This is a genomic window from Jiangella asiatica (genome assembly GCF_004349065.1).
GTDB classification, from domain to species: Bacteria; Actinomycetota; Actinomycetes; order Jiangellales; family Jiangellaceae; genus Jiangella; species Jiangella asiatica.
This window is the reverse complement of the sequence record NZ_SMKZ01000005.1, coordinates 26,612-53,312: the sequence shown is the minus strand read 5'-3', so window position 1 is coordinate 53,312 and position 26,701 is coordinate 26,612. Positions and strand designations below refer to the sequence as shown.

Here is a 26,701-nt window from a genome sequence, read left to right as displayed (position 1 = left end):
GTGGTGGCGTGATGGCGCGCGTGACGGACCGTGGGGCCGTCAGCGGGTGGCGCGGGCTTCCATGGCCTGCCGGTACAGCCGGCCGGCCCGGTACGACGAACGCACCAGCGGCCCGGACATGACCCCGGCGAACCCGATGACTTCGGCCTCGTCGCGCAGCTCCACGAACTCCTCGGGCTTGACCCACCGCTCGATGGGGTGGTGGCGGACCGAGGGCCTGAGATATTGGGTGATCGTGATCAGGTCGCAGCCGGCCTCGTGCAGGTCGGTGAGGGCCTGCGAGATCTCCTCGCGGGTCTCGCCCATGCCGAGGATCAGGTTGGACTTGGTGATCATGCCGGCGTCGCGGGCCATGGTGATGACGTCGAGGGAGCGTTCGTACCGGAACGCCGGGCGGATGCGCTTGAAGATGCGCGGCACCGTCTCGACATTGTGCGCGAACACCTCGGGCCGGGCGTCGAACACCTGGCGCAGCAGGTCGGCCTTGCCGGAGAAGTCCGGCGTCAGGATCTCGACCCCGGTGTTGGGGTTGATGCGGTGGATCTCGCGGATGGTCTCGGCGTAGAGCCAGGCACCCTCGTCGGGGAGGTCGTCGCGGGTGACGCCGGTGACGGTGGCGTAGCGCAGCCCCATCGCCTGTACGGACTCGGCGACCCGGCGCGGCTCGTCGCGATCGAGGTCATCGGGCTTACCGGTGTCGATGAGGCAGAAGTCGCACCGTCGCGTGCAGTGGTCGCCGCCGATGAGGAACGTCGCCTCGCGGTCCTCCCAGCACTCGAAGATGTTGGGACAACCGGCCTCTTGGCAGACCGTGTGCAGACCCTCGCGTTTGACCAGCGACTGCAGCTCCCGGTACTCAGGCCCCATCGAGGCCTTCGTCTTGATCCAGGACGGCTTCTTCTCGATGGGCGTCTCGGCGTTGCGCACCTCGAGGCGCAACAGCCGACGTCCCTCCGGCGCGACAGTCACCCTGTCAGCCTACGCGCGCGAATCCGGCGCGAGCACGACGTCGAGGTGACGTTCGACATACGGCAGCACCTCGCCGACGGTGATGCGGCGGCCGGTCTCCTTCGACAGCGTGGTGGTGGCGGCGTCGGTGATGCCGCACGGGACGATGCGGTCGTACCAGCCGAGGTCGTTGTCGCAGTTGAGCGAGAAGCCGTGCATGGTGACGCCGCGGGCGACTCGCAGGCCGACGGCGCCGATCTTGCGGTCGGAGCTGCCGTCGCCGGGCTGGACCCACACGCCGCTGCGGCCGGCGGTCTCGACGCGGACGCCGTCGACACCGAACTCGCGGCACACGTCGATCATGATCTGCTCGACGCGGCGGACGTAGGCGACGACGTCGTAGGGCTCGGGCAGCGCCACGATCGGGTAGCCAACGATCTGGCCGGGACCGTGCCAGGTGATCTTGCCGCCGCGGTCGACGTCGATGACCGGCGCGCCGGCGTCGAGCAGGGGCCGGTCCTCCGGGGCGGTGCGTTTGCCCGCGGTGTACACCGGTTCGTGCTCGAGCAGCATGACGGTGTCGGGCTCGTCGCCTGCCAGCCGCGCGGCGTGCAGCCGCCGCTGCTCCGCCCAGGCCTCCTGGTAGGGAACCAGGCCCTCGTACCGGACGACGCGCAGGCCGCCGGATGTCCGGGTGAACTGCCGATTGCTCGTATCTGCGCCGATCACGGGCACCAGCCTACGCCCACGGCGCAAGACCCCCGTGTCACCTGGGCGGGCGCACCGGTGAGGCGCCGGACTTCAGGGTACGACGCATCCGGGAAGGCGCCGACCGCTACGTTGAACGGGACATTCTGTGGGTGACGAGAGGAGGGGGCGCCCGATTCGGGCGCCGATTCCATGTGACAGTCGAACGAAATGTGATCAACGAATCTGACTCGTCCGGTGACTCGGATGATCGCGGCGGTGTGACGGTCGCCGCGGAGGAGAGACGCCCCACCGACAAGGTCGTGTTCGGGGTCGCCGGTGCTCTCGTCCTGGCGTTCGTGACCTGGGGTTTCGTCAACACCGACTCGCTCGCGAGCGCCGCGTCGGATGCCCTGGAGTGGGTCACCCACAACGTCGGGTGGGCCTTCGCGTTGACGGCGAGCGGTTTCGTCGTGTTCATCCTTTGGGCCGCGTTCAGCCGGTATGGCCGAATCCCCCTGGGTGCCGACGAGGAGCTGCCGGAGTTCCGCACGTCGTCGTGGGTCGCCATGATGTTCAGCGCCGGGATGGGAATCGGCCTGATGTTCTTCGGCGTCAACGAGCCGTTGACGTTCTTCGCCACCGACCCGCCGCCGGGCACCGGCGACCCGGGCAGCGTCGAGGCGATGAACACCGCCATGGCGACCACCCTGTTCCACTGGACTCTGCACCCGTGGGCCATCTACTCGGTGGTCGGCCTGGCCATCGCCTACGGCACCTTCCGGCGTGGCCGCAGCCAGCTCATCAGCTCGGTGTTCACGCCCCTGCTGGGCCGGCGGCGGATCGAGGGCGGCTTCGGCAAGGCGATCAACATCTTCGCGATCTTCGCAACGGTCTTCGGTACGGCCGCGTCGCTGGGTCTCGGCGCGCTGCAGATCGGCAGCGGCCTGCAGGAGGTCGGCTGGCTGAACGACGTCAGCACCGGACTGCTGGTGGCCATCATCGCGGTCCTGACGTTCGCGTTCGTGGCCTCGGCCGTGTCCGGCATCGAGCGCGGCATCCAGTGGCTGTCGAACACGAACATGGTGCTGGCGGCGGTGCTGGCGTTCTTCGTGTTCGTCGCCGGGCCCACCGTCTTCGTGCTCAACCTGCTGCCGACCGCCATCGGCAACTACTTCGCCGACCTGGCCGAGATGGCCGCGCGGACCGAGGCCGCCGGCGGCGAGGCCATGCAGGCATGGGTCTCGGGCTGGACCATCTTCTACTGGGCCTGGTGGATGTCGTGGACGCCGTTCGTCGGCATGTTCATCGCCCGCATCAGCCGCGGCCGCACCATCCGGCAGTTCGCCGTCGGGGTCCTGCTGGTGCCCAGCGCGGTCAGCGTGGTGTGGTTCTGCATCTTCGGCGGCACCGCCATCGACCTGCAGCGCGGCGGCGTCGACCTGGTGGGTACCGCAGAGAATCCGACGGGCCAGGAGGAACAGCTGTTCTCGGTGCTGCAACAGCTGCCGCTGACGACCATCGCCAGCGTCCTGGTCATGGTGCTGGTCGCGATCTTCTTCGTCTCCGGCGCCGACGCGGCGTCCATCGTCACCGGCTCGCTCTCGCAGCGCGGCTCGATCGCGCCGTCCAAACGGGTGGTGATCTTCTGGGGCATGCTCATGGGCGCCGTCGCGGCGATCATGCTGATGATCGGCGAGGGCGGCGCCACGGCGCTGGAAGGGCTGGAGAACATCACCATCCTGGCCGGTGCGCCGTTCATGCTGGTGATGGTCGGCATCTGTGTCGCGCTCGCCAAGGACCTGCGGACCGACCCGATGATGCTGCGGGAGGACCGCGGCGTCGAGGCGGTCGAGCAGGCGGTCAGCTACGGCATTGAGCGCTACGACGGCGACTTCCACCTGCGGGTGTCGGGTGCCAGCCCTGCCGGCAACGGCGACCGGCCACCCGACGGCGACGGACGCCCCGACGACGACGGCGCGCGGCACGCTCGCGGCGGCCCGGGCGGCCGGCACCGCCATGCCGACGACGTCGACGCCGCCGGCCGGCCGCGCTACGAGAACCCGCCGCACGAACGCTGAGCCGGCCGCTGCCCGCCGGACGCTGACGGTTCAGAGGCGCTCGGCGGACAGCGCCGTCTCCACGACCTGCCCGCCGGCCGCCTCGACCAGATAGGCCCGCGCGCCCTCGGTCTCGGCGTACACCCCGGCCAGTTCGGTGCCGCGGTACAGCAGGCCGGCGCCGTCGTCGGTGGCGTACGACGCGGGCAGCGTGCCGGCCGCGACCAGCTCGTGCAGCAGCGGTCGGCGCTCCTCCTCGGCGTCGTAGTGCACGCCGTTGCCGAACGGCAGCAGCCCGAGCCCGTCGGTGACCGGCCGCAGCCGCGGGCCGAAGGAGTCCGTGGTGCCGCCGACGTGCCAGCAGATGGAGCCGGCCGACACCCCGGCCAGCACGACCCCGGCCTCCCAGGCCTCGCGCATCACCTCGTCCAGGCCGTGCAGGCGCCACATCGCCAGCAGCCCGGCGACCGAGCCGCCGCCCACCCACAGCACGTCCTGGCCCAGCACGTGCTTGCGCAGGTCGTCGACGTTGGGCATGGAGAACAGCGCCAGGTGCGACACGTCGACGGGCCAGCCGGCGAACGCGGCGTAGATGGCCTGGATGTAGATGACCGAGTCGCCGGAGGCCGTCGCGACGAAGCACAGCTTCGGCCGGTCCGCCCCGGTCAGCCGCAGCGCAAGCCGGGCCAGCCCGTCGGGGACGGTGACTCCGTGCGCGTTCTGCGTGAAGCCGCCGCTGGTCGCGAGGATCGTCGGCGTCGTCGGGGTCATCGGACCTCCTCGTCGTGGATGAGCTTGCTCTGACGACGCCGACGCACGACGGCGACCACGAGCCCGGCCGCCACCAGCGCCGCCGCGACGACCGCGGCCGCGGCCCACGGTGACGCCGACGCGAGCCGGATACCGCCCCAGATGACGCCGAGGCCGCCGACCGTCCAGATGACCGCCCACATGGCCGAGCCCAGCAGCATGGCCACGAGGTAACGGCCGAACGGCATCCGGGTGCCGCCGGCGACGGCGTTGACGGCGGTCTGGACGCCGACGGTCAGGAACGAGAGCGTGACCGCCGCCGGACCGTACCGGGCGACGAACCGCTCGGCCCGCTCCAGGCGCGCGCGGCCGATGCGCTCGCCCCAGCGCGACCGCGTGATGCCGGCCCCAGCGGCGCGGCCGACCCAGTACGTGGCCTGCGCCCGGGCGACCACGATGCCGAACATGACGGCGATGCCGAGCCACAGAGGCAGGCCGAACGGGCTCTCGGGGGCGGCGAATGGCGTGACCCCGTCCATGGCCGGCATCGTAGTCACCGGCGGCCTGCGACCGGCACGCGTCGTGGAGAGAACTTGTAGGGCGGCCGATGAGGCATCCCGGCCCGAGGTTTGACACCATGGCCCGATGCAGGGTCACGAGGCGCCCGCGGGCTATACCGTCACCCGCCGGCTCGGCTCCGACGCGTCGAGCATGGTCCTCGCTCGAGAGGACGCGACGGGCCGGCAGGTGACCCTTCGTCTCGTGGGCCAGGTCGGTCCTCAGGTACGCGACCGGCTGCGGATGGCAGCCCACTCGCTGCGTGCCGTCGACCACCCGCACGTGATCACGTTCCATGACGTCGTCGACGGCCCGGCCGGAGTCGTCGTCGTGCTGGGTGCGGCCGAGGGCGGCAGCCTGGCCGGCATCATCGGCGCGCGCGGCGTGCTGCCGGCCGGCGAGGTCGTGACGGCGTGCGCCCCGGTCGCCGAGGGCCTGACCGAGCTGCACCGCCGCGGGCTGATCCACGGCGACCTCACGCTGGACGACATCGTCTTCAGCCTCGACGGCCGGCCCATGGTGGCCGGTGTGGGCCTCATCCAGGCCGGCGTGCCCCTGCGCACCGGCCAGCATGCCCGGCCGGTCCCGCCCGAGGTGCAGGCCGGCCAGCCGCCGGGTCCGCCGGCCGACGTGCACGGCCTGGTCACCGCGGCCGTCGTCGCACTCACCGGCTACCTGCCCGCGTCCCGGCTGTCGCTGCCTGGCGTCGCACCGGCCGCGCAGGCCCTGCTGGCCAGTGCGCTGGACCCGCTGCCGCACCGGCGGCCGACCGCTTCCGCGGTCGGCAACGCGTTTTTCGCCGTCGCCGACCCCGTGCCGGTCGAGCTGGTCCTGGAGGAAGGGCACGCGACGACGACGGGGTCCCTGCGGCCGGTCCTCGACGCACCGGCCGACGACGACATCGCCGCCTACATGCGCCGGTCCACGTCGGCCGGCCGGCGAGCGCGCCGCCGCGCGGAGGACGCCGGCGACCAGGAGCCCGGTGGCCCGGGTGGCCCAGGTGCCGCGGGCGCGGCGCCGGGCGCGGGCCCGGCTGCTGGACCGGGCGTGGGGCCGGGTGCCGATCCGGCGGCGGCTGGTGGCCCGATGACCGGTGGCGCCATGGGGGCCGCGGCCGGCGGTGCCGGCGGGGGAGTGAGCCCGACCGCCCCGACCGGCCCGATCCCGACGTCTCGGCGCGGACGGCGTGCCCGCGGCGGCGAGCCGCAGCCGGAGGCGGCGCCCGCCGGCGCTCGCGATGCCGAAGCGCCGGTCCCGCCGTCCGAGCGCCGCCGCGGCCGCCGTCCCAGCGGTGCGGGTGTGGCCGGTGCTGGTGCAGGTGGCGCTGACACTGGCCGTGGTGACGCTGGCGGCGGCCGCGATGCCGGTGGCGGCGAGGCCGTGCCGGTCGCTCGCGAGGCGCGCCGCGGCCGCCGCCACGGCGACGACGGGCCCGAGCAGCGCGAGGGCAAGCGCCGCCGCATCGACGGCATCTGGATCGCGAGTGCCCTGGTGGTGCTGCTGCTGGCGGCCGGGGCGGTCCTGGTGGGCATGCGCGTCTTCGGTGAGGACGACCTGACGACGGGGCCGGGCACCGGCTCCAGCCCCACGGACGCCAACGCCTCCACCGATCTGTGCGGCGGGCCGCAGCCGGCGCCGACCACGCCGCCGCCCACCGTCGCCGACTGGACGCAGGAGGTGCAGCGCCTGTACTCGCTGCGCGCCCAGGCGTTCGAGGAGGGCGACGCCGAGCTGCTGTGTCAGGTGCACGCGCCGAGCAACCCGGTCCTGGCCGAGGACGCCGAGCTCCTGCAGGAGTACGCCGACGCCGGCGTCCACACCGAAGGGCTCGCGTTCGAGGTGGTCAACGCCGAGCTGGTCAGCCTAGACGGCGGTCGCGCGACGGTACAGATCACTCAGCGCATCCCCGACTATCAGCTCGTCGACGACGACGGCGAGGTCGTGCAGGACATCGACGGCACCGGCGACGAGCCCTGGGAGGCCGAGCTGGTCGCCGTCGCCAACGAGGACGGCACCTCGTCCTGGCGTTTCGGCTGATCCGCGCCCATCGAGGCTCGGCGCGACTCACCCCAGGACGTGACTCACGCCCAACACGCGCTCACCGGCACCACCGGTACGCCTCGTGATCATCAACGATCCACGACATCGATGATCACGAGGCACAGCAAGGGCCGGGAACCGTCCCAGACTCCCGGCCGTCGCCCTGACGATGCCGCCATAGGTCGACTCCGTCCGGTGACGGCCGGACGATAGGGCAGCCGGGGGACGGCGTCCCGGGGTCGGCCACCAAGGCGGTGGCGTCGGCGGTGCTGCGTCAGCCGCGCACGGCGGCAGCGATGATCGACCGGGCGTCGGGGTGGTCGAAGGTGAACCCGGCCTCGGTCAGCCGGGTCGGCAGGATGCGCAGGCTGCCCAGCAGCTCTCCGGCGGCCTCGCCGACCGCGATGCGCAGGGCGAACCCCGGGACCGGCAGCAGCCGCGGCCGGCGGAGCTCGGCGGCGAGCAGACGGGTGAACTCGCCGTTGCTCACGGGCTCGGGCGCGGTGACGTTGTAAGGTCCGACGCAGCCGTGCTCCTCGATCATGAAGCGTAGCGCCCGGACGGCATCGTGCAGGGAGACCGGGCTCCAGAACTGCTCGCCGTCGCCGAACGCGCCGCCGAGCCCGAGCCGGAACAGCGGGAGCATCGGGCCCAGGGCGCCGCCACCCGGCCCCATGACGGTGCCGAACCGCGGGTGGCACACGGCGATGTCCGCCGCCCGCGCCGGCGCCGCCGCCTGCTCCCAGTCCTGGCTCAGCCGGGCCAGGAAGCCGTCGCCGGGCAGGTCGTCCTCGTCAAGGAAGTCGTGGCCGCGGTCAGGTCCGTAGAAGCCCGACGCCGACCCGGACACGAACACCCGCGGACGAGTCGCCAGCCCCGTCAGCGCGGCGGCCAGCACCGCCGTCGATCGGACCCGGCTGTGGTGCAGCAGCTGTTTGTACCGGCGCGTCCATCGCCGGGCACCGACGTTGGCGCCGCCCAGGTGGACGACAGCCTCGACGTCGGCGAGCCGGGCCAGCGGCACGATGCCCTTTTCGGGGTCCCACTCCGCTTCGTCCGGTGCGGCCGCGGGACGGCGGACCAGGCGCACGAGCTCGTGCCCGTCGGCGGCCAGCGAGGCGCACAGGGCCGTGCCGAGGAATCCGGTGGAGCCGGAGACGGCGACGCGCACGTCAGGCCGCCGTCCACGGAGGAGTCGGTCGTGGCACGCCTCAGAGGCCGAGGTCGGCTTCGAACCGCCCGCCCTCGAGGCGCTTCTTGACCGTGGTCAGGAACCGGGCGGCGTCGGCGCCGTCGACGAGCCGATGGTCGTAGCTGAGCGCGAAGTAGACCATGTGGCGCACGGCGATGGTCTCGCCGAGGTTGGGGTCGTCGATGACCATCGGACGCTTGACCACGGCACCGGTGCCCAGGATGGCGACCTGCGGCTGGAAGAAGATCGGCGTGTCGAAAAGGGCGCCACGGCTGCCGGTGTTGGTCAGCGTGAACGTGCCGCCGGTGATCTCGTCGGGCGTGAGCTTGCCGGTACGGGCCTTCTCCGCGACCTCGGCGATCTTGCGGGCCAGGCCGGCGATGTTGAGGTCGCCGGCATCCTTGACCACGGGCACCAGCAGGCCCTGCTCGGTGTCGACGGCGATGACGAGGTTCTCGCGGTCGTGGTAGGTGACCTCGCCCTTCTCGACGTCGATGGATGCGTTGATCTTCGGGTGCTGCTTGAGCGCCTCGACCGCGGCCTTCGCGAAGAACGGAAGGAACGACAGCTTCACGCCTTCACGCTGCGCGAAGTCAACCTTCACACGGTCGCGCAGGCGCGCCAGCGTGGTGATGTCGATCTCGACGACGCTCGTGAGCTGCGCGGTCTCCTGCAGCGACTCGTGGACGCGCTTGGCGATGACCTTGCGCATCCGGGTCAGCTTCTCGGTAGTGCCGCGCAGCGGCGACGGCTCGACCGTCTCCGCGGCTGGTGCCGGCGCGGCGGGCGCCGCGGCGGTGGGCGCCGGCTGTGCGGCGGCAGCCTTGGCGGCCTCGGCCGCGGCCAGGACGTCCTGCTTGCGGACCCGGCCGCCGATGCCGGTGCCGCTGACACTGGTGAGGTCGATGCCGTGCTCGGCGGCCAGCTTGCGCACCAGCGGCGTGACATACGTGGTGCCGTTGCCCGACGGCTCGCGGCTTGGCTGGACGGTGGGGGTGGACGTCGACGGCGGCTGCGCCAGCTGCACCTCCTCCGACGGCCCGCCGGCCTGCGGCCCGGGCGTCTGCGGCGCGGTGGCGACGGCCTGAGGCGCCGGCTGGGCCTGCGGTTCTGGCTGGGCCTGGGACGCCGCCGGCTCCTGGGCCGGAGCCTCCTGCTGGGCCGGGGCCTCCTGCTGGGCGGGAGCCTCCTGCTGGGCGGGAGCCTCCTGCTGGGCCGGAGCCTCCTGTTCCTGGGCCGGAGCGGCCGCCTCGCCACCGGCCTGGCCGCCGTCGGCCGGCGCACCGGTGCCGACCAGCGCGAGCACGGCGCCGACCTCGACGGTCTCGTCCTCGGAGACCTTGATCTCCAGCAGCGTGCCGGCGACGGGGGAGGGGATCTCGGTGTCGACCTTGTCCGTGGAGATCTCCAGAAGTGGCTCGTCGACGGCCACCTGGTCGCCGGGCTGCTTGAGCCAGCGGGTCACGGTGCCCTCGGTGACGCTCTCGCCCAGCGCGGGCAGCGTAACCGGGGTGCCCTCACCACCGCCGTTGCCGGACGGCGCCTCCTGAGCGGGGGCGGCGGCCGGGACCTCCTGGGCAGGCGCCTCGACGGCCTGCTCCGGCTGCGTCTCCTGCTCGGCCTGCTGCTCTGGCTGCGCCTCCTGCTCCTGCTCGGCCTCGGCCTGCTCCGCCGCGGCCGCCTCGCCACCGGCCTGGCCGCCCGATGCGCCGTCGCCGGTGGACTCGCCGGCCTCGCCGATCAGCGCCAGCTCGGCGCCGACCTCGACGGTCTCGTCCTCGGAGACCTTGATCTCCAGCAGTGTGCCGGCGACGGGGGAGGGGATCTCGGTGTCGACCTTGTCCGTGGAGATCTCCAGCAGTGGCTCGTCGACGGCCACCTGGTCGCCGGGCTGCTTGAGCCAGCGGGTCACTGTGCCCTCGGTGACGCTCTCGCCGAGTGCGGGCAAGGTGACGGAGGTTGCCATCGTCAGTCCTCTCGAGTTCTCACGGACCATCAGCGGTTGGGGCCGAACGCAAGCTTATGCCCGGCGGGTCAGCCGTGGACGTGCAACGGCTTCCCGGCCAGTGCGAGGTGTGCCTCGCCCAGCGCTTCGCTCTGCGTCGGATGCGGGTGGATCAGCTGGGCGACCTCGTGCGGGAGTGCCTCCCAGTTGTAGATGAGCTGTGCCTCGGCGATCAGCTCACCGACCCGGGCGCCGACCAGGTGCACGCCGATCACCGGGCCGTCCTTCTCGCGTACGAGCTTCGCGAAGCCCTGCGTCCTGAGGATCTGGCTCTTGCCGTTGCCGGCGAGGTTGTACTCCAGCGTCTCGACCTTGTCGTCGCCGAGCCGCTCCTTGGCCTGCGCCTCGGTGAGCCCGACGGAGGCGACCTCGGGGTCGCAGTAGGTGACCTTCGGAATGCCGAGGTCGTCGACGGGCACCGGGCCCCGGCCGGCGATGTCCTCGGCGACGAAGATGCCGTGTGCGAAGCCGCGGTGTGCCAGCTGCAGGCCCGGCACGATGTCGCCGACGGCGTAGACGCCGGGCACGCTGGTGCGCAGCCGCTCGTCGGTGACGACGAACCCGCGGTCGATGGTGATGCCGGCCTCCTCGTACCCGAGGCCCTCGGTGACCGGGCCGCGTCCGACCGCGACCAGCAGCACCTCGGCGTCGATCGTCTCGCCGTTCTCCAGCGACACCGTGACGCCGCCGTCACGCCGCTCGACCCCGGCGAAGCGAACCCCGGTCTTGAAGCCGATGCCGCGCTTGCGGAACGTCCGCTCGACCACCTTGGACGCGGCCTCGTCCTCGGCCGGTACCAGCCGGGGCAGCGCCTCGACGATGGTGACGTCGGCGCCGAAGGACCGCCAGACGCTGGCGAACTCCACGCCGATGACGCCGCCGCCGAGCACCACGGCCGACGCCGGCACCCGGTCCAGGCCCAGCGCCTCGTAGCTGCTGATGACCTGCGTGCCGTCGATCTCGAGGCCGGGCAGGCTGCGCGAGCGGGACCCCGTCGCCAGGACGACGTTGCGGCCCTCGTAGCGGGTGCCGCTGACCTCGACGGCGTTCGGCGCGACGAGCTTGCCGTCGCCCTCGATGAGGGTGACCTTGTTGGCCTTGACCAGGCCCTGCAGCCCTTTGTACAGGCGGGCCACGATGCCGTCCTTGTACGCGTTGACGCCAGCCATGTCGATGCCCTCGAAGGAGGTCTTGACGCCGAACTGCTCGCTGTCGCGGGAGTTGTCGGCGACCTCGGCGGCGTGCAGCAGCGCCTTGGTGGGAATGCAGCCGTAGTGCAGGCAGGTGCCGCCGACTTTGTCCTTCTCGATCAGCCCGACGGACAGTCCGAGCTCGCTGGCCCGGAACGCGGCGGCGTATCCACCGCTGCCGCCGCCGAGGATGAGGACGTCGAAACCGGCGTTGTCGGCCACGGTGGTGCTCCTCGATGTCGTCGTTGTCGTCGAGACACGTCTCGAACGCTGTGTCGCCCGGCCGGGGATCGGTCCGCAGTGGGCTCCACAAGCGTCAACCTCATCCTTCCATCCGGTGTTCCGACACCTTCAACCGGACCGGATCGTTGCACTGTGACGAGATACTGTCGCGGTATCGTCTCGGCCCGACCCGGGTCGGCGAAGAAGCGGAGGTAGACGATGGCGTTGTTCCGGCGACGGCGAAAGAGCGCCGAGGGCAGCCTGGACCGTGCCGCCGACAACGCCGACGTCAAGCACCTGGAGGAGTTCGCCCGGTCCCGTCGCGGGGTCGAGGCGTTCGTCGAGCCGCCCACCACCATGACGGCCACCACGGTCGTCTTCGTCGCCCACGACGGTGAATGGACCCGGCGCCGGGTGCGAGACGCGGCCGCGGCGCACGCGCTGGCCCGCAAGTTGGCCATCCCGGCCTACGACGCCCAGGTGGTCGGCTACCCGCAGCGCATGCGCGAGTGGAACCGCAAGAACGGCAACCGCGGGGTCTGACCGCCCGTCGTCAGAGCACGCCGTCGGCGACGTCCTCGACGAGGCGCACCAGCGTCCGCACGCCCGCGCCGGTGCCGCCCTTGGGGGTGTAACCGAAGGCCGTGTCGCTCAGCGCGGGGCCGGCGATGTCCAGGTGCGCCCAGTCGATACCGTCGGCGACGAACTCCTGGAGGAACAGGCCCGCCTGAAGCGCGCCGCCCCAGCGGTCGCCGATGTTGGCGATGTCGGCGACGGGGGAGTCGAGCTTGTCTCGCAGGTCGGTGGGGAGCGGCAGCGGCCACATCTGTTCGCCGGCGCGCCGGGAGGCGTCGTGGACGCGGTCGCGCAGGTCGTCGTCGTTGGCCATGATGCCGGAGAGCCGCTTGCCGAGAGCGACGACGGCCGCGCCGGTCAGCGTGGCCACGTCGACGATGAGGTCGGGCTCGTCCTCGGCGGCGCGGACGATGCCGTCGGCGAGCACGAGGCGGCCTTCGGCGTCGGTGTTGAGGACCTCGACGGTCTTGCCGCCGTAGATGCTGATGACGTCCGACGGCCGCTGCGCGCTGCCCGACGGCATGTTCTCGGCCATGGCGGCGTAGGCGGTGACGGCGACCTTGGTGCCCAGTGAGGCGATGGCGTGGACGGCGGCGATCACGGCGGCGGCGCCGCTCATGTCGCTCTTCATGTCCGCCATGCTGTCCGACGGCTTCAGCGACAGGCCGCCGGAGTCGAAGGTGATGCCCTTGCCGACGAACGCGACGTGCCGCTTGGCGCGCGACGGCCGGTAGGCGACCCGGACCAGCCGGGGCGGGTTGGCCGAGCCCTGGCCGACCCCGATGAGCCCGCCGTAGCCGCGCCGGGCCAACAGCTTCTCGTCGAGGATCTCGACGTCGAGCTTGGCGCTCCTGGCGAGCTTGCTGGCGGCGTCGGCGAACACCTCGGGGGTGAGGTCGCGCGGCGGCACGTTGACCCAGTCGCGGGCCCGGTTGACCGCGGTGGTGACGATCTCGGCGCGGGTGACGGCGTCCTTGACGCCCTTGGCCTTCACGCCCGGCCCGAGCACAGTGACCGAGCCCAGCGGCTTGGTCGGCCCATTGCTCTTGTAGCGGTCGAACCTGTAAGCGCCGAGGAGCAGGCCTTCGACGACGGCGGCGGCGTCGGCCTCGTCCTGGACGGGCAGCGCGACGGCCGCGGACTGCTTGCCGGCCAGTGCCCGGGCGGCGGCTCCGGCCGCGCGGCGCAAGGTCTCGTGGCGGTCCGGTCCGGACGGGGGCAGCGGGCCGGTCCCGATGGCGACCACCAGTGGCGCCTTGATGGAGCCCTGCGCGGGGAGCTTCGTGACCTCGTCGGGCTTGCCAGTGGCACCGAGCTGGCCGAGTACCTCCGGCAACGCGCCCTTGAACGCCTTGCTGACCGACTCGCTGCCGGGGAGCGGGGCCACCTCGTCGTCGCCCGGTGCGACGCCGATCACCACGGCGTCGACCTTGAGTCCCGTCGGTGCAGCGGAGGACAGGGCAATGCTGGTCACGGTTCTCCTGACGTCGTGCGATCCAGTCGATTCCGCCCGATGCTACCGCTGGGCCGGTCGCTGTCAGGTCACCGTCCGGCCGTCTCGTGGCGCGAAGGCGGTGAGCGCCTCGGCGTCGGAGTACGCGGTGCGGGTGTACTCGTCGGCCCACTCGGCCGCGCCGGGGAACGTGCTGGCGGCGACGACGGCGTCGGCCAGCGCGTCCAGGTCGACCGATGTGACCCGCAGCGACACCACGGCGTCGCGCAGCAACGCCCAGTGCGGGCCCGGCCGTCCGTACGACATGCCGACGCTGCCCGGGTTGACCACCAGCCGCCGGTCGACGAGGCGCTGGAACGGCATGTGGGTGTGGCCGCACACGACGGTGCGCACCTCGTCCGGCACGCTCGAGAGCACGTCGGCCCACCGGGCGAGCGAGCTGTCGACCAGGACCACCTCGTCGTCGTCGCGAGGCGTTCCATGGCAGAACAGCACCGGCCCGAAGTCGTCGACGTCGAGCGTCACCGGATGCGGCAGGCCGTCGAGCAGCTCCACCTGGTCCGGGCGCAGCTGCCGGCCGGCCCACGTCGACACCTGGTGCTCCGACGTGCCACCCCGGGCGACGTGGACCAGCTCGCGCTCGGCGTTGCCGCGCACCCACACCACCCGTTCGCCCAACGAGGTGAGCAGGTCCAATGTCTGGACAGGCAGCGGCCCCGCGGCGATGTCGCCGGTCAAGACGATGCGTTCGGCCGCGGCGACGTCGGGCTCTGCGAGCACCGCCTCGAGCGCTGGCAGCGCGCCGTGGACGTCGGACAGGACGGCGACGGATGCGACCATACGGGCGATCATCCACCTCCGCCCCTTGATGATCAATGGAGGGTCGTAGGGTGTGGCCGTGACCGCCGAAGACCTCGCCAGAACCTCCCTTTACGAGCGCCAGGTCGCGCTGGGCGCCAAGTTCGCCGAGTTCGGCGGCTGGTCGATGCCGCTGCAGTACTCCGGCGTCGTCGACGAGCACACGGCGGTGCGCGAGCGGGTCGGGCTGTTCGACGTCAGCCACCTCGGCAAGGCGTCGGTCACCGGGCCGGGCGCCCGGGCGTTCGCCGACGCGTGCCTGACCAACGCGCTGGAGAAGATCGGCCCGGGCCAGGCGCAGTACACGCTGTGCTGCGACGAGTCCGGGGGAGTGGTGGACGACCTCATCGTCTACCTGCACGCCGACGACGACCTGCTGCTGGTGCCCAACGCGGCCAACAACGCCGAGGTGGTGCGACGCCTGACCGCGGCCGCGCCGGCCGGCGTGCAGGTCCGCGACCGCCACCGCGACCTCGCCGTCCTCGCCGTGCAGGGGCCGCGCAGCGACGAGGTGCTCGCCGCGCTCAGCCTGCCGACGGGGCATCCGTACATGTCGTTCGCCGAGGCCGTGCACGACGGCGTCGCGCTCGTCGTATGCCGCACCGGCTACACCGGCGAACGCGGCTACGAGCTGCTGGTGCCGTGGGACGAGGCCGCGACGATGTGGGACGCGCTGCTGGCCGCCGGGGAGGACCACGGCATCGTGCCGTGCGGCCTGGGCGCGCGCGACACGCTGCGCACCGAGATGGGCTACCCGCTGCACGGCCAGGACCTCGCGCTCGACATCACGCCGGTGCAGGCGCGGGCCGGCTGGGCGGTCGGCTGGTCCAAGCCGTCGTTCTGGGGTCGCGACGCGCTGCTCGCGGAGAAGGCCGCCGGTCCGGTGCGGCGTCTGCAGGGCATCCGGGCGCGGGGCCGTGGCATCCCCCGTCCCGGAATGACGGTGACGGTCGACGGCGAGCCGGTGGGGCGGGTGACGTCGGGGACCTTCTCGCCGACCCTGCGCCAGGGCATCGGGCTCGCGCTGCTGCCGCCGTCCGTCGCGGAGGGCAGCGAGGTCCAGGTCGACGTGCGCGGCCGGGCCGAGACCTTCGAGGTGGTCCGCCCGCCGTTCGTCCAGCCGAGCGCCAAGGAGAGCTAGGCGCCGCCGGGCGGTCGTCGGCGACGCGGTTTGCGTGCGTCATCACCCCGGCGACCCCTGCCGGATGCTGCTGGTGGGCGACGGGCCGCGGCCGGTGTACCGGCTGTGCTCGGCGCGGCCGCGTTTCGCGGTGTCCGCACTGATCGCCGTCGTCGGGGCGAGCGGTTAGTCGTCGGGGACGTCGAGGACGCGCGGTGCGTTGCGCAGCGAGGACAGCCAGGCGATCAAGGCCGCGATCACCAGCGACAGCTGGCACACCAGGATGGCGGTGGTGGTGTCGACGGCGCTGGCGAGCACGCCGGCCAGGAACGCGCCGAGTGGGTAGCCGATGCCGAACGTGGCCATCCGGCCCGCGGTCATCACCCGGCTCATCAGAGGTTCTGGCGTCACCTGCTGGCGCAGCGTCACCGAGATGGTGGCGATCATGATGTAGAACAGCGACCACGCCGCGACCGTCAGGACGCCGGGCAGCCAGCTGCGCGCCAGTGAGAGGGCGATCCCGGCCGCGGCGGCGACCGGCAGCACGAGCAGCGCCGCGCGCACCCCGCCGTAGCGCAGCATCAGCCGCGGCACCAGGAAGCTGCCGATGACCGCGCCGACGCCCCAGGCGCCGAACAGAACGCCGAGGCGCCAGTCGCCCTCCCGCACGTCGAGCGTGCGGTCGGCCCACACGACGAGGATCGCCATCAGCGACCCGGCACTGAAAGCCACCAGCGCACCGATGACGATCATGACCCGGACCACCCGGTGGCGCACGATGAAGCGGGTGCCGTCGGCGATCGCCGGGAACCCGGTCGACGCCTCCCGGTCACGCGTCCCGCTCAGGGGCCGCGCGATGCTGCGGATCAGCAGCGCCGACGCCACGAACGTCAGCACGTCGATGGCGATGATCGAGGCCGGGGAGATGACGACGATGAGCGCGCCGGCCACCATGGGTACGACGGTCTCCGCCACCGTGCTGCCGCCGAATACCAGCGCGTTCGCGGCCGGGAGACGGTCGCGGGAGACGAGGCTGGGCAGCGCGCCCTGGTTGGCGGCGTCGAAGAACACGTAGATGATGCGGGCGGCGAACGCCGCGGCGAGGACGTGACCGGCGGTCAGCGCGTCCAGCCACCAGGCGATGGGGACGGTGGCGAGGGTCAGCGCCGCCAGCACGTCGGCCACCACCATGACCCGGCGCCGGTCGACGTGGTCGGCCAGTGCGCCGGCCCACAGCCCGAACAGCAGGTAAGGCACCGCCTCGGCGACGATAACGAGCGACGTCCACGTGGCCGACCCGGTGATGCCGTAGATGAGCACCGGCATGGCGATGAACGTGACCGCCGAGCCGGCCAACGAGACGATGCGCGCCGCCACGTACCGGAAGATGTCCGGGTCACTGAGGAGACGCTGGCGCCGTGCGGGCGCTGAACTACCCACGTCGATGAACTCCCGCCCCCCGCGAACTGAACTTTACGCGGAAGGCAACAGCATGACGGGTGTCTTGTCAAGGCGCCATGACGATGCTGACACGCCGCGTTCCGCGGACCGGTTTGGCCGGGAATGCCGCCCGGTGGTAACGGGCGCGTCGTTGCCGTCCCCTGCGCGGCAACGACGCGCCCCTACACCCGTCAAGACAGGATCGGGAGCCGCTCATGACGCGGCCGGCCGAGAAACTTCGGTGTGACGTGAACAACAGCGGACCCGGTGACGGCCGACGCGGGCCGGACCGTACTGTCATGGCGAGGTGTGGGCGTCGATCGGGAGGCGATGATGAGCTGGACGTGGCGGTTCCTGGGGCCGGACGGCGGTCCGGCGCCGAACGTGGACGACGGTGCTGGGCGCGCGGACGCCGGATTCCCCACGCAGTCCGACGCCGAGAGCTGGCTGGGGGAGCACTGGCGCGCGCTGGTCGAGGCCGGCGTCGACTCGGTGATGCTGGTCGAGGACGGCCGCGAGGTCTACGGCCCGATGAGCCTCAAACCACCGGACTGACCCCCGCAGCAGTCTCACAGCCTGGTCGTCGAAATGATCACGTTCAGCAGGATCCCCCGAGCCTCACCATGATTGCGAGCACGGTGTGACACGAGATCTCGTGCTGAACGTGATCATTTCAAAGCCGCCCGAATGCCCGGTGGTGCCTGGTGTCAGCGGGAGGACGGGGAGCGGGTCGCCGTCAGCGCCGGGTCACGCACGACGGCGTCGCCCAGCACGTCGTCGATCGCGGTCATGAGCTCCTCGTCGAGCCGGACGCCGGCGGCCTTGACGTTCTCGGCCACCTGCTCCGGACGCGAGGCACCGATGATCGCCGTCGCCACGTTGGGGTTCTGCAGCACCCAGGCGACGGCGAACTGCGCGAGCGACAGCCCGGCCTGGTCGGCGAGCGGTGCCAGCCGCTGTACGCGGGTGAGCACGTCGTCGGTGAGCCAGCGGCCGGTGATGTCGCTGCCACCGCTGGTCAGGGCGGCGCGGGAGCCTTCCGGGATCGGCTGGCCGGGTTGGTACTTGCCGGTCAGCACGCCCTGCGCGATGGGCGAGAAGACCACCTGGGACACGCCGACGTCCTCCGAGGCCGGCACGACCTCGGACTCGATCACGCGCCACAGCATGGAGTACTCGGGCTGGTTGGAGACGAACGGGATCTTCAGCTCGCGAGCCAGGGCGTGCCCGGCGCGGATCTGGTCTGCGGTCCACTCCGAGACACCGATGTAGAGCACCTTGCCGGACCGGACGAGGTCGGCGAAGGCCTCCATGGTCTCCTCCAGCGGCGTGCCGTGATCGTACCGGTGCGCCTGGTAGAGATCGACGTAGTCGGTGCCGAGCCGCCGCAGAGAGGCGTCGATGGCCTCGCGGACGTGCTTGCGCGACAGCCCGCGGTCGTTGGGGCCGTTGTGCCCGGCCGGCCAGAACAGCTTGGTGAAGATCTCCAGCGACTCGCGGCGTTCGCCGACCAGGGCACGCCCGAGCACTGCCTCCGCGCGGCCGGCCGCGTACACGTCGGCGGTGTCGAAGGTGGTGATGCCCGCGTCGAGGGCGGCGCGCACACAGGCGGTCGCGGTGTCGTCGGCGACCTGGGAGCCGTGGGTGATCCAGTTGCCGTAGGCGATCTCGCTGATCTTGAGACCGGAGCGGCCGAGGTGGCGGAAATCCATGCCGGCGACGCTACCGGCACGCCGTCGCCGCCCGGTGCTCAGGCGTCGTCGAGCCGAACGTCGAGGTCCTTGGTGAAGAAGCGGCTCAGTTCGGCGTCGACGTAGTGGCCGAACGGCTCGGCGGGCACGTAGCCGCTGGAGCTGTACAGGGACATGGCCTCCGGCTGGCGCACCCCGGTCTCCAGGACCACCCGGCGGTAGCCGGCCCGGATGGCCTGGGCCTCCAGCTCGGCGAGCAACCGCCGGGCGTGGCCGCCGCCGCGGTGCTCGTGCGCGACGTACATGCGCTTGATCTCCGCGACGCCGTCGTCGTGGCGGCGGAATCCGCCGGTGGCGACCGGCTCGTTGCCGACGAAGCCGACGAGGAACTGGCCGTGCGGCGGGGTGAACTCGTCCGGCTCGACCGGGGTCTCGTCATGGTCGCCGTAGCGCTCGACGTACTCCTGCTGCAGCTCGGTCTCCAACGCGCGCACGACGGGGTCGGAGTAGCGCAGCGCCCGGATGAACAGCCCGGTCTGGTCGCGGTCGGCGGTGGGTGCGGTGCTCACACCAGCGTCCCGGGCTTGACCTGTGGCTTGGGCAGCCGGAGCCGGCGAAGCTGGGTGGCGCGGGTGACGGCGTACAAGACGTGTCCCTTTCCGGTCTCGTCGGGGAAGCGCTTGCGTACCTCACGCTTCACCCGGAACCCGAGCAACGTCAAGTCCACGACCAGCAGAATCATGGCGCCGAGCCAGATGACGGTGGAGATGAGCTGCACCTGCGCGATGCCGATCAGGCTGGTCAGCAGGATGACCAGGATGATGGGCAGGAAGAACTCCGCCACCGTGCGGCGCGAGTCGACGTAGTCGCGCAGGAAGCGGCGCACGTCGCCCTGGTCGCGCTTGAGGAAGTGGCGCTCGTCGCCGGTGTTCATCGCCTGCCGGGTCTTGGCCCGCTCGGCACGCATCCGCTCGCGGTCGCGGCGCATGGCCTCGCGCCGGTTGAGAGCTGGACGGACGCGCTGCTTGCGCGCCTTCTCGGCCTCGCTGCGCTTCGGTGTTGGCCGGCCCTTGCCGGCCTGGGGGGCAGCGTCGTCCGCCGTCTCGGCGGCGGGGACCTCGGCGGTCTCGGGAGAAGTTCGGCGACGGAACACGCCTACCAGGGTAGGCCAGTATGCAACCGACCCTGCCACCGTGCGGCACTACACCGTAGGGTTGGTGGAAACAGTGTGCACGACACTGCACCAGCTCGAGAAAGGGATACCTGGCCAGATGGGGATCCTCCAGCGAATGTCCATGATCTTCCGGGCCAAGGCCGACAAGGCGCTCGACCGCGCCGAGGACCCCCGGGAGACGCTCGACTACTCCTACAAGAAGCAGCTGGAGCTGCTTCAGAAGGTGCGCCGTGGCGTGGCCGACGTCGCCACCAGCCGCAAGCGCATCGAGGTCCAGATGACCCAGCTGCAGTCGCAGTCGGGCAAGCTGCAGGAGCAGGCGCAGAAGGCGCTGTCCCTCGGGCGGGAGGATCTGGCCCGCGAGGCGCTGACCCGCCGCTCGGGCCTGCAGAACCAGATCACCGACCTGGAGACGCAGCACTCCTCGCTGCAGGGTGAGGAGGAGAAGCTCACCCTCGCCGCGCAGCGGCTGCAGGCCAAGGTCGAGTCCTTCCGCACCAAGAAGGAGACCATCAAGGCCAGCTACACCGCCGCCGAGGCGCAGACGCGCATCGGCGAGGCTTTCAGCGGCATCTCCGAGGAGATGAGCGACGTCGGCATGGCTGTCCAACGCGCCGAGGACAAGACGGCCAACATGCAGGCCCGCGCCGGAGCCATCGACGAGCTGCTGGCCTCGGGCGCGCTCGACGACCCGACCGGCACCTCGAAGGACGACATCACCCTCGAGCTGGACCGTCTCGCCTCCACCAGCGACGTCGAGCTGGAGCTGTCGCGCATGAAGCAGGGAATCACCGGTGGCACCGAGCCGCCGAAGCAGCTCGAGGGTCAAGGTGCGGAGCCGGCGGCGGAGCCGCAGGCGCAGCGCCAGCGCGAGGAGGGCCAGCTGTGATCGTCCGGATCATGGGTGAGGGGCAGCTCGAGGTCGACGACTCGCACCTCGATGAGCTCAACCGGCTCGACGACGCGCTCGGTGAGTCCATCGAGAGCGGCGACGACGACTTGTTCCGCGCGGCGCTGACGTCACTGCTGAACGAGGTCCGCCGGGTCGGTACGGCGCTGGCCGACGACGTCCTGGTCGACAGCGACCTGGTGCTCCCGTACGACGACGCCCACATCGACGAGGTGCGCGAGCTGCTCACCGAGGAGGGCTTGGTTCCGTCGGAGCCGCCGGTCAAGTGAGTCGCGGACGGTCGCGGGCATGGCGGTGGTGACGCGGGGGTGCCGCCGGTGGCGGTCCGGCGCTTCGCCGGCTTGGTCGAGCCGGCAGGTGGTGGCTGCCCGTCGGCTTGCTGGGAGCCGACGGGAACCGGCGCGATCGCCTCGCCGTTGCCAGGGTAGGAGCGGTATCGCCCGCTGCGGGTAGGAAGGAAGCACGTTGGCGAGTTCGAGATTCGCCCCGGACCGAGGTCTCTCGTTCCGGATGGGCTTGACGATGGTGGTCCTGGCCCTGCTCTACGTGGTGCTCATCGGGGCCATCTCGCTCGGCACGAGCAGCTGGGTCCTCGGTGTCATCATCGGGCTGGGTGTCCTCTGGGGCCAGTGGTTCTTCTCCGACCGGCTGGCGCTGGCCGGCATGGGCGCCCGCGAGGTGTCGCCCGCCGAGGAGCCCGAGCTGCATGCGCTGATCGACCGGCTCTGCGCGCTGGCCGACATGCCCAAGCCGCGGGTCGCGATCTCCGACACCGACATCCCGAACGCCTTCGCCGCTGGTCGCAGCCCGGAGCGCGCCGTCGTCGCCGTCACCCGCGGTCTGCAGCGCCGCCTGGACGAGCGTGAGCTCGAAGCCGTGCTGTCGCACGAGCTGTCCCATGTGGCCCACCGCGACGTCCTGGTGATGACCGTCGCGTCGGTGGTCGGCGTCCTGGCGGGCTTCCTCACCCGGATGCTGCTGTGGTCGGGTTTGGGCAACAACCGCGGCAACAACAACGCCGCCATCATGGTCCTGATCGTCACGGTCGTGGCAGCGGTCGTGTACGCGGTGAGCTACGTGCTCACCCGGCTGCTCTCGCGCTACCGCGAGCTGGCGGCCGACCGCGCCGGTGCCATCCTCACCGGCCAGCCGTCCGCGCTGGCCAGCGCGCTGACCAAGATCTCAGGCGACATGAGCCGTATCCCGAGGAAGGACCTGCGCGCCGCCGAGCCGTACAACGCGTTCTTCTTCGTCCCCGCGTTGACCGGCAAGCTCGACATCGCCTCCCTCTTCGCCTCGCACCCTCCGCTGGAGAAGCGGCTCGAACAGCTCAGCCGCATCTCCGTCGAGCTGGGCCGGGAGTGATCCGTGGGCATCCTCGACGCCATCTTCGGTAGGTCCAAGCAGGTCCAGCCCAACCTCGACGCGCTGTTCGCGCTGCCCACCGCGGCGCTGACGCTGGAGGCGTCGGCGCAGATGCACCCCACCGGGGTGGGAGCTGTGTGCTTCCGGCAGGTCGAAGGTGGCCCGTTCGCCCGGCTGAAGGCCGAGGTCACCACGTTGCTGGGCGGCTCGGAGCCGGAGGAGGTGCACGACGACTTCGGCTACACCTGGCTGGTGGTGCGCCGGGAGCCGTCGCAGATGTCGGAGCTGTGCACCGACCTGCACGCGGTGAACTCCACGCTCGAGGCCGCCGGGTTCGGGCCGTCCCTGCTGTGCACCACCATCGGGCTGCGCTCGGACGCTGGGCAAGGGCTCGCGCTGGTCTACCTGTACAAGCGCGGCACGTTCTACCCGTTCGCGCCGGTCAACGCCCGCACCCAGGACCGCGACAACGCCCTGGAGCTGCAGGTGCGCGCCATCGTCGGCGGCGACCTGCCCATCGAGTCCGATGTCAGCCGGTGGTTCCCCGTCTGGGGCGCCCCCGGCGTGTGACCTCAGTTCTTGACGGCTCCGCCGCCTGGTAGGGCCAGCATGCGGTCCAGCGCGACGCGCGCCCAGTGCGCGGTGTCGTCGTCGACGACGATGCGGTTGACCACGCGGCCCTCGACCAGGCTCTCCAGCGCCCACACCAGGTGGGGCAGGTCGATGCGGTTCATGGTGGCGCAGAAGCACACCGTCCGGTCCAGGAACACGATGGTCTTGTCCGGGTGCTCCGCGGCCAGCCGCTTCACCAGGTTCAGCTCGGTGCCGACGGCCCAGGCCGAGCCGGCCGGCGCGGCGGCGACGGTCTTGATGATGTACTCCGTCGAGCCAACGTAGTCGGCGGCGGTGACCACCTCGTGCTTGCACTCCGGGTGCACCAGGACGTTGACGCCGGGGATGCGGGCGCGCACGTCGGCGACGGAGTCGGCGGAGAAGCGGCCGTGCACCGAGCAGTGGCCCTTCCACAGCAGCATCGTGGCCGAGCGCAGCTCCTGGTCGGTGACGCCGAAGTCGGGTTTGTGCGGGTCGATGACCACGCAGTCGTCCAGCGACATGCCCAGCTGCAGTACCGCGGTGTTGCGGCCCAGATGCTGGTCGGGCAGGAACAGCACCTTCTGGCCACCGGCGCCCTCGGGGGAGAACGCCCAGTCCAGCGCCTGCCGGGCGTTGCTGGACGTGCAGACCGCGCCGCCGCCCCGGCCGCAGAACGCCTTGATGTCGGCGGAGGAGTTCATGTACGTGATCGGGACGGTGACGTCGGCCACCCCTGCCGCGGCCAGCCTGGCCCACGCGTCCTCGACCTGCAGCAGCCGGGCCATGTCGGCCATCGAACAGCCGGCGGCCAGGTCCGGCAGGACCACCTGCTGGTGGTCGCCGGTGAGGATGTCGGCGGACTCGGCCATGAAGTGCACGCCGCAGAAGACGATGTACGGAGCAGTCGGTCGGGCCGCGGCGTCGCGGGCGAGCTTGAAGGAGTCGCCGGTGACGTCGGCGAACTGGATGACCTCGTCGCGCTGGTAGTGGTGACCCAGGACGAACACGCGCTCGCCCAGGGCGGCGCGCGCGGCCCTGGCGCGCTCGACAAGGTCGGGATCGCTGGCGGCCGGGAGGTCGCCCGGACACTCGACTCCGCGCTCACTGGTGGGGTCGGCGCCGCGGCCGAGCAGCAGGAGCGGCACGGGCGTCGACGGGTTGTCGGTCACGGTCACGGCTGGTCAGCCCTTTCCTTCGGCGGCCGGCACGCCCAACCATGTCGTGGGCGAACGGTCGCGTCACCTCGGCGTCGTCTGCAACACACGCCGCGTTCACAATCGTCCCACGCCGTCAGCCGAACGCGACGGACGGAATGTACGGTTCGGGCGGCCGCATGTGGCGTAGCGCCAGGTAGGCGTCGTGGTCGAGGCGGAGACCTGCGGCGAGACCCACATCGACCGCCCACTCCTGGTCGGATGTGAGATTGCGCACGTCGATCGCCCGACCCGGCTCAACGCGGGCCAGCGCCTCCCACAGCAACCGTTGCGCCACCGCACGGTTCGTGGCCGCCAGCGGCGCGACACCCCACGACGTCAGGTAGGCGTAGCCACTGCCGGTCAGCAGGTCGCACACGAGTAGCGTGCCGAGCTCCATCAGCAGCGCGTTGTCGAGGCGGTGCGTAGCGCCACGCACCCGCCGGTCCACGGAGTCGACCAGGTCGAGGTCGGCGGCGGTGCCGACGCGGACGCCGTCGACGACCGGCAGCGTGGACCTGTCGACGGTGCCGGTGAGCCGCATGGTGGGGTGCAGGGAGAATCCGGCCCGGCGGTAGCGACGCAACGCACCGTGGTGCGGCCGCGAGGTCAGCATGCCGCGCAGGCAGCCGGCCCCGTAGCCGATCGCGGCGTCCAGCAGCGCCTGGCCGATGCCGCGGCCCTGCTGGTCGGGGCGGACGGCGTAGGTGGTGAGCAGCCAGAGCAGGTCGCGGCGCATCGAGACGGCCACGCCGACGATCCGCGTCTCGCCGTCGGCGTCGGCGACCCAACATCCGCCCGGATCGGTGTCGATGACGTGCGCGATCTGCCGGCACCAGCGGGCACCGTGCTCCTCGGACCGCTCGATCTCGAACGCGAGCGCGGTGAGCCGCTCGGCGGCTTCTACGTCGTCCGGGCGCATCGGGCGGATCCGCATAGGGCTACTGCACCAGCATTCCCGGCGCGATGCCAGACATTTGCGCGCGCCGCGAATGCGGCACACTCGGGCCATGCGGATCCTGGTTGCCCCCGACAAGTTCGCCGGAACGCTCACCGCGGTCGAAGCCGCCGACGCCATCGCCGAAGGGTGGCGCCGGACCGCCCCGGACGACGACGTTGTCACCGTCCCGATGGCTGACGGCGGACCCGGCTTCGTCGACGTCCTGCACTCGTGCCTGGGCGGTGAGCTCCTCGCGGCCACGGTCCGCGGGCCGCTCGGTGAGCCGGCACCGGCCACGTTCCTGCTGGTGGGGAAGACCGCGTACGTCGAGTCCGCGCAGGCGTGCGGGTTGGCGCTGCTGCCTCCCGGCCCGGACGGGCGGCTGCCCGAACCCGGCGCCGCTCAGCGGGCCAGCACGTACGGCGTCGGCGAGCTCGTCGCGCACGCCGTCGACGCCGGCGCCACGAGGGTGGTCGTCGGGCTGGGCGGATCGGGCACCAACGACGGGGGAGCCGGCCTGGTCGCCGCGCTCGGCGCGGTCTCAGCGCCCGACGGCGCACTGACCGGCGGGCCCCAGGCGCTGGCCGAGCTGACCGAGCTGGATCTCGAGGCGGCCCGGAAGCGGACCGCAGGCGTCGAGCTGGTCGCCGCGACCGACGTGGACAACCCGCTGCTCGGCCTGCGCGGTGCCACCAACGTGTTCGGCCCGCAGAAGGGCATCGTCGACGACGGCGACCGTCTCGCCGCCGACGCCGCGCTCACCCGGCTCGCCGACCTGGCCGACCGCCGGCTCGCCGACCACAAGGGCGCCGGGGCCGCCGGTGGCCTCGGCTACGGGTTGCTGCTGCTCGGCGGGCGGCGCGAGCTGGGGTTCAGCACCGTCGCCGACGCCGTGGGGCTGCCCGCCCTGGTGGCCGGCGCCGATCTCGTCATCACCGGGGAGGGCAAGCTGGACTGGCAGTCCATGAGCGGCAAGGTGGTGTCCGGGCTGGCCGGCCTGGCCGGGCCCGCCCTGTGCCCGTGCATCGCCATGGCCGGTGCCGTGCAGGTGGGCAACCGTGAGCTGCGCGCCAACGGCATCGAGGCCGCCTACGCGATGGTCGACATCGTCGGCACCGAGGAGTCCTTCGGCCGGCCGCGGGAGAGCCTGGCCGCCGTCGCCGAGCGAGTGGCTCGTACGTGGAGCCGCTGAGATGTGCGACCATGGATGAAGAGTGAGGAATGCCGCGCACGACGGGTGCGTTGTAGCGTTGAGACGTAGTCCGACCTCGGAGCAGGAGAACGAGATGACGGTTCAGGAACAGGTCACCGACGGTGTCGTGCTGACGGAAGGCGCGGCGTCGAAGGTGAAGGCGCTGCTCGACCAGGAGGGCCGCGACGACCTGCAGCTGCGCATCGCCGTTCAGCCGGGTGGCTGTTCGGGCCTTCGCTACCAGCTCTTCTTCGACGAGCGGTCGCTCGACGGCGACGTCGTCAAGGACTTCGGCGGCGTGAACGTCGTAGTCGACCGGATGAGCGCTCCGTACCTGGGCGGCGCCACCATCGACTTCGTCGACTCCATCGAGAAGCAGGGCTTCACCATCGACAACCCGAACGCCAGCGGCTCGTGCGCCTGCGGCGACTCCTTCCACTGATCTGAGCGCCTCCGACGGGGTGCCGGCCAAGCTCGCCGGCACCCCGTCGTCGCGTTCACGGAGCCACGGCGCCCCCAGCCCGGTTGATCAAGGAGTAGGCC

The 26,701-nt window shown here is 71.7% G+C and carries 27 protein-coding genes; 12 read left to right on the top strand and 15 right to left on the bottom strand.

Going from position 1 to position 26,701, the window contains the following annotated elements; translation table 11 throughout:
• Positions 1 to 39: 39 nt before the first annotated feature.
• A complete protein-coding gene (gene lipA, locus E1269_RS05425) occupies positions 40 to 969 on the bottom strand; it encodes a lipoyl synthase (RefSeq protein ID WP_131892182.1) in 930 nt (309 codons plus the stop codon).
• A gap of 9 nt (positions 970 to 978) precedes the next feature.
• A complete protein-coding gene (gene lipB / locus E1269_RS05420) occupies positions 979 to 1,674 on the bottom strand; it encodes a lipoyl(octanoyl) transferase LipB (protein WP_131892402.1) in 696 nt (231 codons plus the stop codon).
• Between the two features lie 242 nt (positions 1,675 to 1,916).
• Between lipB and E1269_RS05415 the strand changes: the two genes are divergently transcribed.
• Positions 1,917 to 3,716, top strand: a complete 1,800-nt coding sequence (locus tag E1269_RS05415; RefSeq protein WP_239000788.1) for a BCCT family transporter — start codon at positions 1,917 to 1,919, stop codon at positions 3,714 to 3,716.
• Between the two features lie 30 nt (positions 3,717 to 3,746).
• Here the strand turns inward: E1269_RS05415 and E1269_RS05410 are convergent, their stop codons facing one another.
• The gene (locus tag E1269_RS05410; RefSeq protein ID WP_131892180.1) at positions 3,747 to 4,466 is read right to left on the bottom strand and encodes a Type 1 glutamine amidotransferase-like domain-containing protein; all 720 of its coding nucleotides are present in this window, start codon (positions 4,464 to 4,466) and stop codon (positions 3,747 to 3,749) included.
• Positions 4,463 to 4,984, bottom strand: coding sequence for a DedA family protein (locus E1269_RS05405; RefSeq protein WP_131892178.1), 522 nt, complete (start codon positions 4,982 to 4,984; stop codon positions 4,463 to 4,465). The genes E1269_RS05410 and E1269_RS05405 overlap by 4 nt, the downstream gene beginning before the upstream one ends.
• 106 nt (positions 4,985 to 5,090) lie before the next feature.
• On the opposite strand from E1269_RS05405, the gene E1269_RS05400 reads away from it, so the two are divergent.
• Positions 5,091 to 7,040: a protein kinase domain-containing protein gene (locus E1269_RS05400; RefSeq protein ID WP_131892176.1), complete on the top strand. Its 1,950-nt coding sequence runs from the start codon at positions 5,091 to 5,093 to the stop codon at positions 7,038 to 7,040.
• Positions 7,041 to 7,317: 277 nt separating this feature from the next.
• On the opposite strand, the gene E1269_RS05395 is transcribed toward E1269_RS05400, so the two are convergent.
• The 3 genes from E1269_RS05395 to lpdA form a co-directional block, all read right to left on the bottom strand.
• The gene (locus tag E1269_RS05395; protein ID WP_131892174.1) at positions 7,318 to 8,214 is read right to left on the bottom strand and encodes a TIGR01777 family oxidoreductase; all 897 of its coding nucleotides are present in this window, start codon (positions 8,212 to 8,214) and stop codon (positions 7,318 to 7,320) included.
• Positions 8,215 to 8,254: 40 nt separating this feature from the next.
• Complete coding sequence (gene sucB / locus E1269_RS05390) at positions 8,255 to 10,201, bottom strand: 2-oxoglutarate dehydrogenase, E2 component, dihydrolipoamide succinyltransferase (protein ID WP_131892172.1); 1,947 nt, start codon at positions 10,199 to 10,201, stop codon at positions 8,255 to 8,257.
• Positions 10,202 to 10,269: 68 nt separating this feature from the next.
• Entirely contained in the window at positions 10,270 to 11,652 is a 1,383-nt protein-coding gene (gene lpdA / locus E1269_RS05385) for a dihydrolipoyl dehydrogenase (RefSeq protein WP_131892170.1), read from the bottom strand.
• Between the two features lie 219 nt (positions 11,653 to 11,871).
• On the opposite strand from lpdA, the gene E1269_RS05380 reads away from it, so the two are divergent.
• Positions 11,872 to 12,195 carry a hypothetical protein gene (locus E1269_RS05380; protein ID WP_131892168.1) on the top strand — a complete coding sequence of 108 codons (324 nt, stop codon included), beginning with the start codon at positions 11,872 to 11,874 and terminating at the stop codon, positions 12,193 to 12,195.
• A 10-nt stretch (positions 12,196 to 12,205) separates the two neighbouring features.
• On the opposite strand, the gene E1269_RS05375 is transcribed toward E1269_RS05380, so the two are convergent.
• Together E1269_RS05375 and E1269_RS05370 are read right to left on the bottom strand one after the other, a co-directional pair.
• Positions 12,206 to 13,702, bottom strand: a complete 1,497-nt coding sequence (locus E1269_RS05375) for a leucyl aminopeptidase (RefSeq protein ID WP_131892166.1) — start codon at positions 13,700 to 13,702, stop codon at positions 12,206 to 12,208.
• Positions 13,703 to 13,765: 63 nt separating this feature from the next.
• Positions 13,766 to 14,521: a metallophosphoesterase family protein gene (locus tag E1269_RS05370; protein ID WP_131892164.1), complete on the bottom strand. Its 756-nt coding sequence runs from the start codon at positions 14,519 to 14,521 to the stop codon at positions 13,766 to 13,768.
• Between the two features lie 58 nt (positions 14,522 to 14,579).
• On the opposite strand from E1269_RS05370, the gene gcvT reads away from it, so the two are divergent.
• Together gcvT and E1269_RS33725 are read left to right on the top strand one after the other, a co-directional pair.
• Positions 14,580 to 15,680 carry a glycine cleavage system aminomethyltransferase GcvT gene (gcvT, locus tag E1269_RS05365; protein ID WP_203432959.1) on the top strand — a complete coding sequence of 367 codons (1,101 nt, stop codon included), beginning with the start codon at positions 14,580 to 14,582 and terminating at the stop codon, positions 15,678 to 15,680.
• Between the two features lie 34 nt (positions 15,681 to 15,714).
• Positions 15,715 to 15,849, top strand: coding sequence for a hypothetical protein (locus tag E1269_RS33725; RefSeq protein ID WP_275263981.1), 135 nt, complete (start codon positions 15,715 to 15,717; stop codon positions 15,847 to 15,849).
• Here the strand turns inward: E1269_RS33725 and E1269_RS05360 are convergent.
• The gene (locus E1269_RS05360) at positions 15,846 to 17,099 is read right to left on the bottom strand and encodes an MFS transporter (RefSeq protein WP_162606239.1); all 1,254 of its coding nucleotides are present in this window, start codon (positions 17,097 to 17,099) and stop codon (positions 15,846 to 15,848) included. The two genes, E1269_RS33725 and E1269_RS05360, sit on opposite strands and share 4 nt — an antisense overlap.
• 333 nt (positions 17,100 to 17,432) lie before the next feature.
• Here E1269_RS05360 and E1269_RS05355 point away from each other — a divergent pair, with 333 nt between their 5' ends.
• The gene (locus tag E1269_RS05355) at positions 17,433 to 17,654 is read left to right on the top strand and encodes a hypothetical protein (protein ID WP_131892158.1); all 222 of its coding nucleotides are present in this window, start codon (positions 17,433 to 17,435) and stop codon (positions 17,652 to 17,654) included.
• Positions 17,655 to 17,806: 152 nt separating this feature from the next.
• Here E1269_RS05355 and E1269_RS05350 read toward each other — a convergent pair whose 3' ends face one another.
• Genes E1269_RS05350 through E1269_RS05340 form a run of 3 tightly spaced genes read right to left on the bottom strand, consistent with a single transcriptional unit; the run spans position 17,807 to position 19,943 of the window.
• A complete protein-coding gene (locus tag E1269_RS05350) occupies positions 17,807 to 18,811 on the bottom strand; it encodes an aldo/keto reductase family protein (protein WP_131892156.1) in 1,005 nt (334 codons plus the stop codon).
• A 38-nt stretch (positions 18,812 to 18,849) separates the two neighbouring features.
• The gene (locus E1269_RS05345) at positions 18,850 to 19,359 is read right to left on the bottom strand and encodes a GNAT family N-acetyltransferase (protein WP_239000787.1); all 510 of its coding nucleotides are present in this window, start codon (positions 19,357 to 19,359) and stop codon (positions 18,850 to 18,852) included.
• Positions 19,356 to 19,943, bottom strand: a complete 588-nt coding sequence (locus E1269_RS05340; protein ID WP_131892154.1) for a DUF3043 domain-containing protein — start codon at positions 19,941 to 19,943, stop codon at positions 19,356 to 19,358. The genes E1269_RS05345 and E1269_RS05340 overlap by 4 nt, the downstream gene beginning before the upstream one ends.
• A gap of 118 nt (positions 19,944 to 20,061) precedes the next feature.
• Between E1269_RS05340 and E1269_RS05335 the strand changes: the two genes are divergently transcribed.
• From E1269_RS05335 to pspAB, 4 genes are all read left to right on the top strand, one after another.
• The gene (locus E1269_RS05335; RefSeq protein ID WP_131892152.1) at positions 20,062 to 20,853 is read left to right on the top strand and encodes a PspA/IM30 family protein; all 792 of its coding nucleotides are present in this window, start codon (positions 20,062 to 20,064) and stop codon (positions 20,851 to 20,853) included.
• Positions 20,850 to 21,143, top strand: a complete 294-nt coding sequence (pspAA, locus tag E1269_RS05330; protein WP_131892150.1) for a PspA-associated protein PspAA — start codon at positions 20,850 to 20,852, stop codon at positions 21,141 to 21,143. Before E1269_RS05335 ends, pspAA begins: the two co-directional genes overlap by 4 nt.
• 196 nt (positions 21,144 to 21,339) lie before the next feature.
• Positions 21,340 to 22,239 (top strand): zinc metalloprotease HtpX, encoded by a 900-nt coding sequence (gene htpX / locus E1269_RS05325; protein ID WP_131892148.1) that lies wholly within the window; start codon positions 21,340 to 21,342, stop codon positions 22,237 to 22,239.
• A 3-nt stretch (positions 22,240 to 22,242) separates the two neighbouring features.
• Entirely contained in the window at positions 22,243 to 22,809 is a 567-nt protein-coding gene (gene pspAB / locus E1269_RS05320; protein ID WP_131892146.1) for a PspA-associated protein PspAB, read from the top strand.
• A gap of 2 nt (positions 22,810 to 22,811) precedes the next feature.
• On the opposite strand, the gene nadA is transcribed toward pspAB, so the two are convergent.
• Positions 22,812 to 24,008 carry a quinolinate synthase NadA gene (nadA, locus tag E1269_RS05315; protein ID WP_131892144.1) on the bottom strand — a complete coding sequence of 399 codons (1,197 nt, stop codon included), beginning with the start codon at positions 24,006 to 24,008 and terminating at the stop codon, positions 22,812 to 22,814.
• Between the two features lie 115 nt (positions 24,009 to 24,123).
• Complete coding sequence (locus E1269_RS05310; RefSeq protein ID WP_131892142.1) at positions 24,124 to 24,963, bottom strand: GNAT family N-acetyltransferase; 840 nt, start codon at positions 24,961 to 24,963, stop codon at positions 24,124 to 24,126.
• A gap of 73 nt (positions 24,964 to 25,036) precedes the next feature.
• On the opposite strand from E1269_RS05310, the gene E1269_RS05305 reads away from it, so the two are divergent.
• Positions 25,037 to 26,158: a glycerate kinase family protein gene (locus E1269_RS05305; protein ID WP_131892140.1), complete on the top strand. Its 1,122-nt coding sequence runs from the start codon at positions 25,037 to 25,039 to the stop codon at positions 26,156 to 26,158.
• Between the two features lie 94 nt (positions 26,159 to 26,252).
• Positions 26,253 to 26,600, top strand: a complete 348-nt coding sequence (locus E1269_RS05300; protein WP_131892138.1) for a HesB/IscA family protein — start codon at positions 26,253 to 26,255, stop codon at positions 26,598 to 26,600.
• Positions 26,601 to 26,701 lie beyond the last annotated feature (101 nt).

What these genes read in the sequence shown, in the direction of transcription:
- E1269_RS05410 (WP_131892180.1), bottom strand. Translation starts at nt 4,466, where the DNA reads ATGACCCCGACGACGCCGACGATCCTCGCGACCAGCGGCGGCTTCACG.
- E1269_RS05405 (WP_131892178.1), bottom strand. Translation starts at nt 4,984, where the DNA reads ATGGACGGGGTCACGCCATTCGCCGCCCCCGAGAGCCCGTTCGGCCTG.
- E1269_RS05400 (WP_131892176.1), top strand. Translation starts at nt 5,091, where the DNA reads ATGCAGGGTCACGAGGCGCCCGCGGGCTATACCGTCACCCGCCGGCTC.
- sucB (WP_131892172.1), bottom strand. Translation starts at nt 10,201, where the DNA reads ATGGCAACCTCCGTCACCTTGCCCGCACTCGGCGAGAGCGTCACCGAG.
- E1269_RS05380 (WP_131892168.1), top strand. Translation starts at nt 11,872, where the DNA reads ATGGCGTTGTTCCGGCGACGGCGAAAGAGCGCCGAGGGCAGCCTGGAC.
- E1269_RS05370 (WP_131892164.1), bottom strand. Translation starts at nt 14,521, where the DNA reads ATGGTCGCATCCGTCGCCGTCCTGTCCGACGTCCACGGCGCGCTGCCA.
- E1269_RS05355 (WP_131892158.1), top strand. Translation starts at nt 17,433, where the DNA reads ATGAGCTGGACGTGGCGGTTCCTGGGGCCGGACGGCGGTCCGGCGCCG.
- E1269_RS05350 (WP_131892156.1), bottom strand. Translation starts at nt 18,811, where the DNA reads ATGGATTTCCGCCACCTCGGCCGCTCCGGTCTCAAGATCAGCGAGATC.
- E1269_RS05335 (WP_131892152.1), top strand. Translation starts at nt 20,062, where the DNA reads ATGGGGATCCTCCAGCGAATGTCCATGATCTTCCGGGCCAAGGCCGAC.
- E1269_RS05310 (WP_131892142.1), bottom strand. Translation starts at nt 24,963, where the DNA reads ATGCGGATCCGCCCGATGCGCCCGGACGACGTAGAAGCCGCCGAGCGG.
- E1269_RS05305 (WP_131892140.1), top strand. Translation starts at nt 25,037, where the DNA reads ATGCGGATCCTGGTTGCCCCCGACAAGTTCGCCGGAACGCTCACCGCG.
- E1269_RS05300 (WP_131892138.1), top strand. Translation starts at nt 26,253, where the DNA reads ATGACGGTTCAGGAACAGGTCACCGACGGTGTCGTGCTGACGGAAGGC.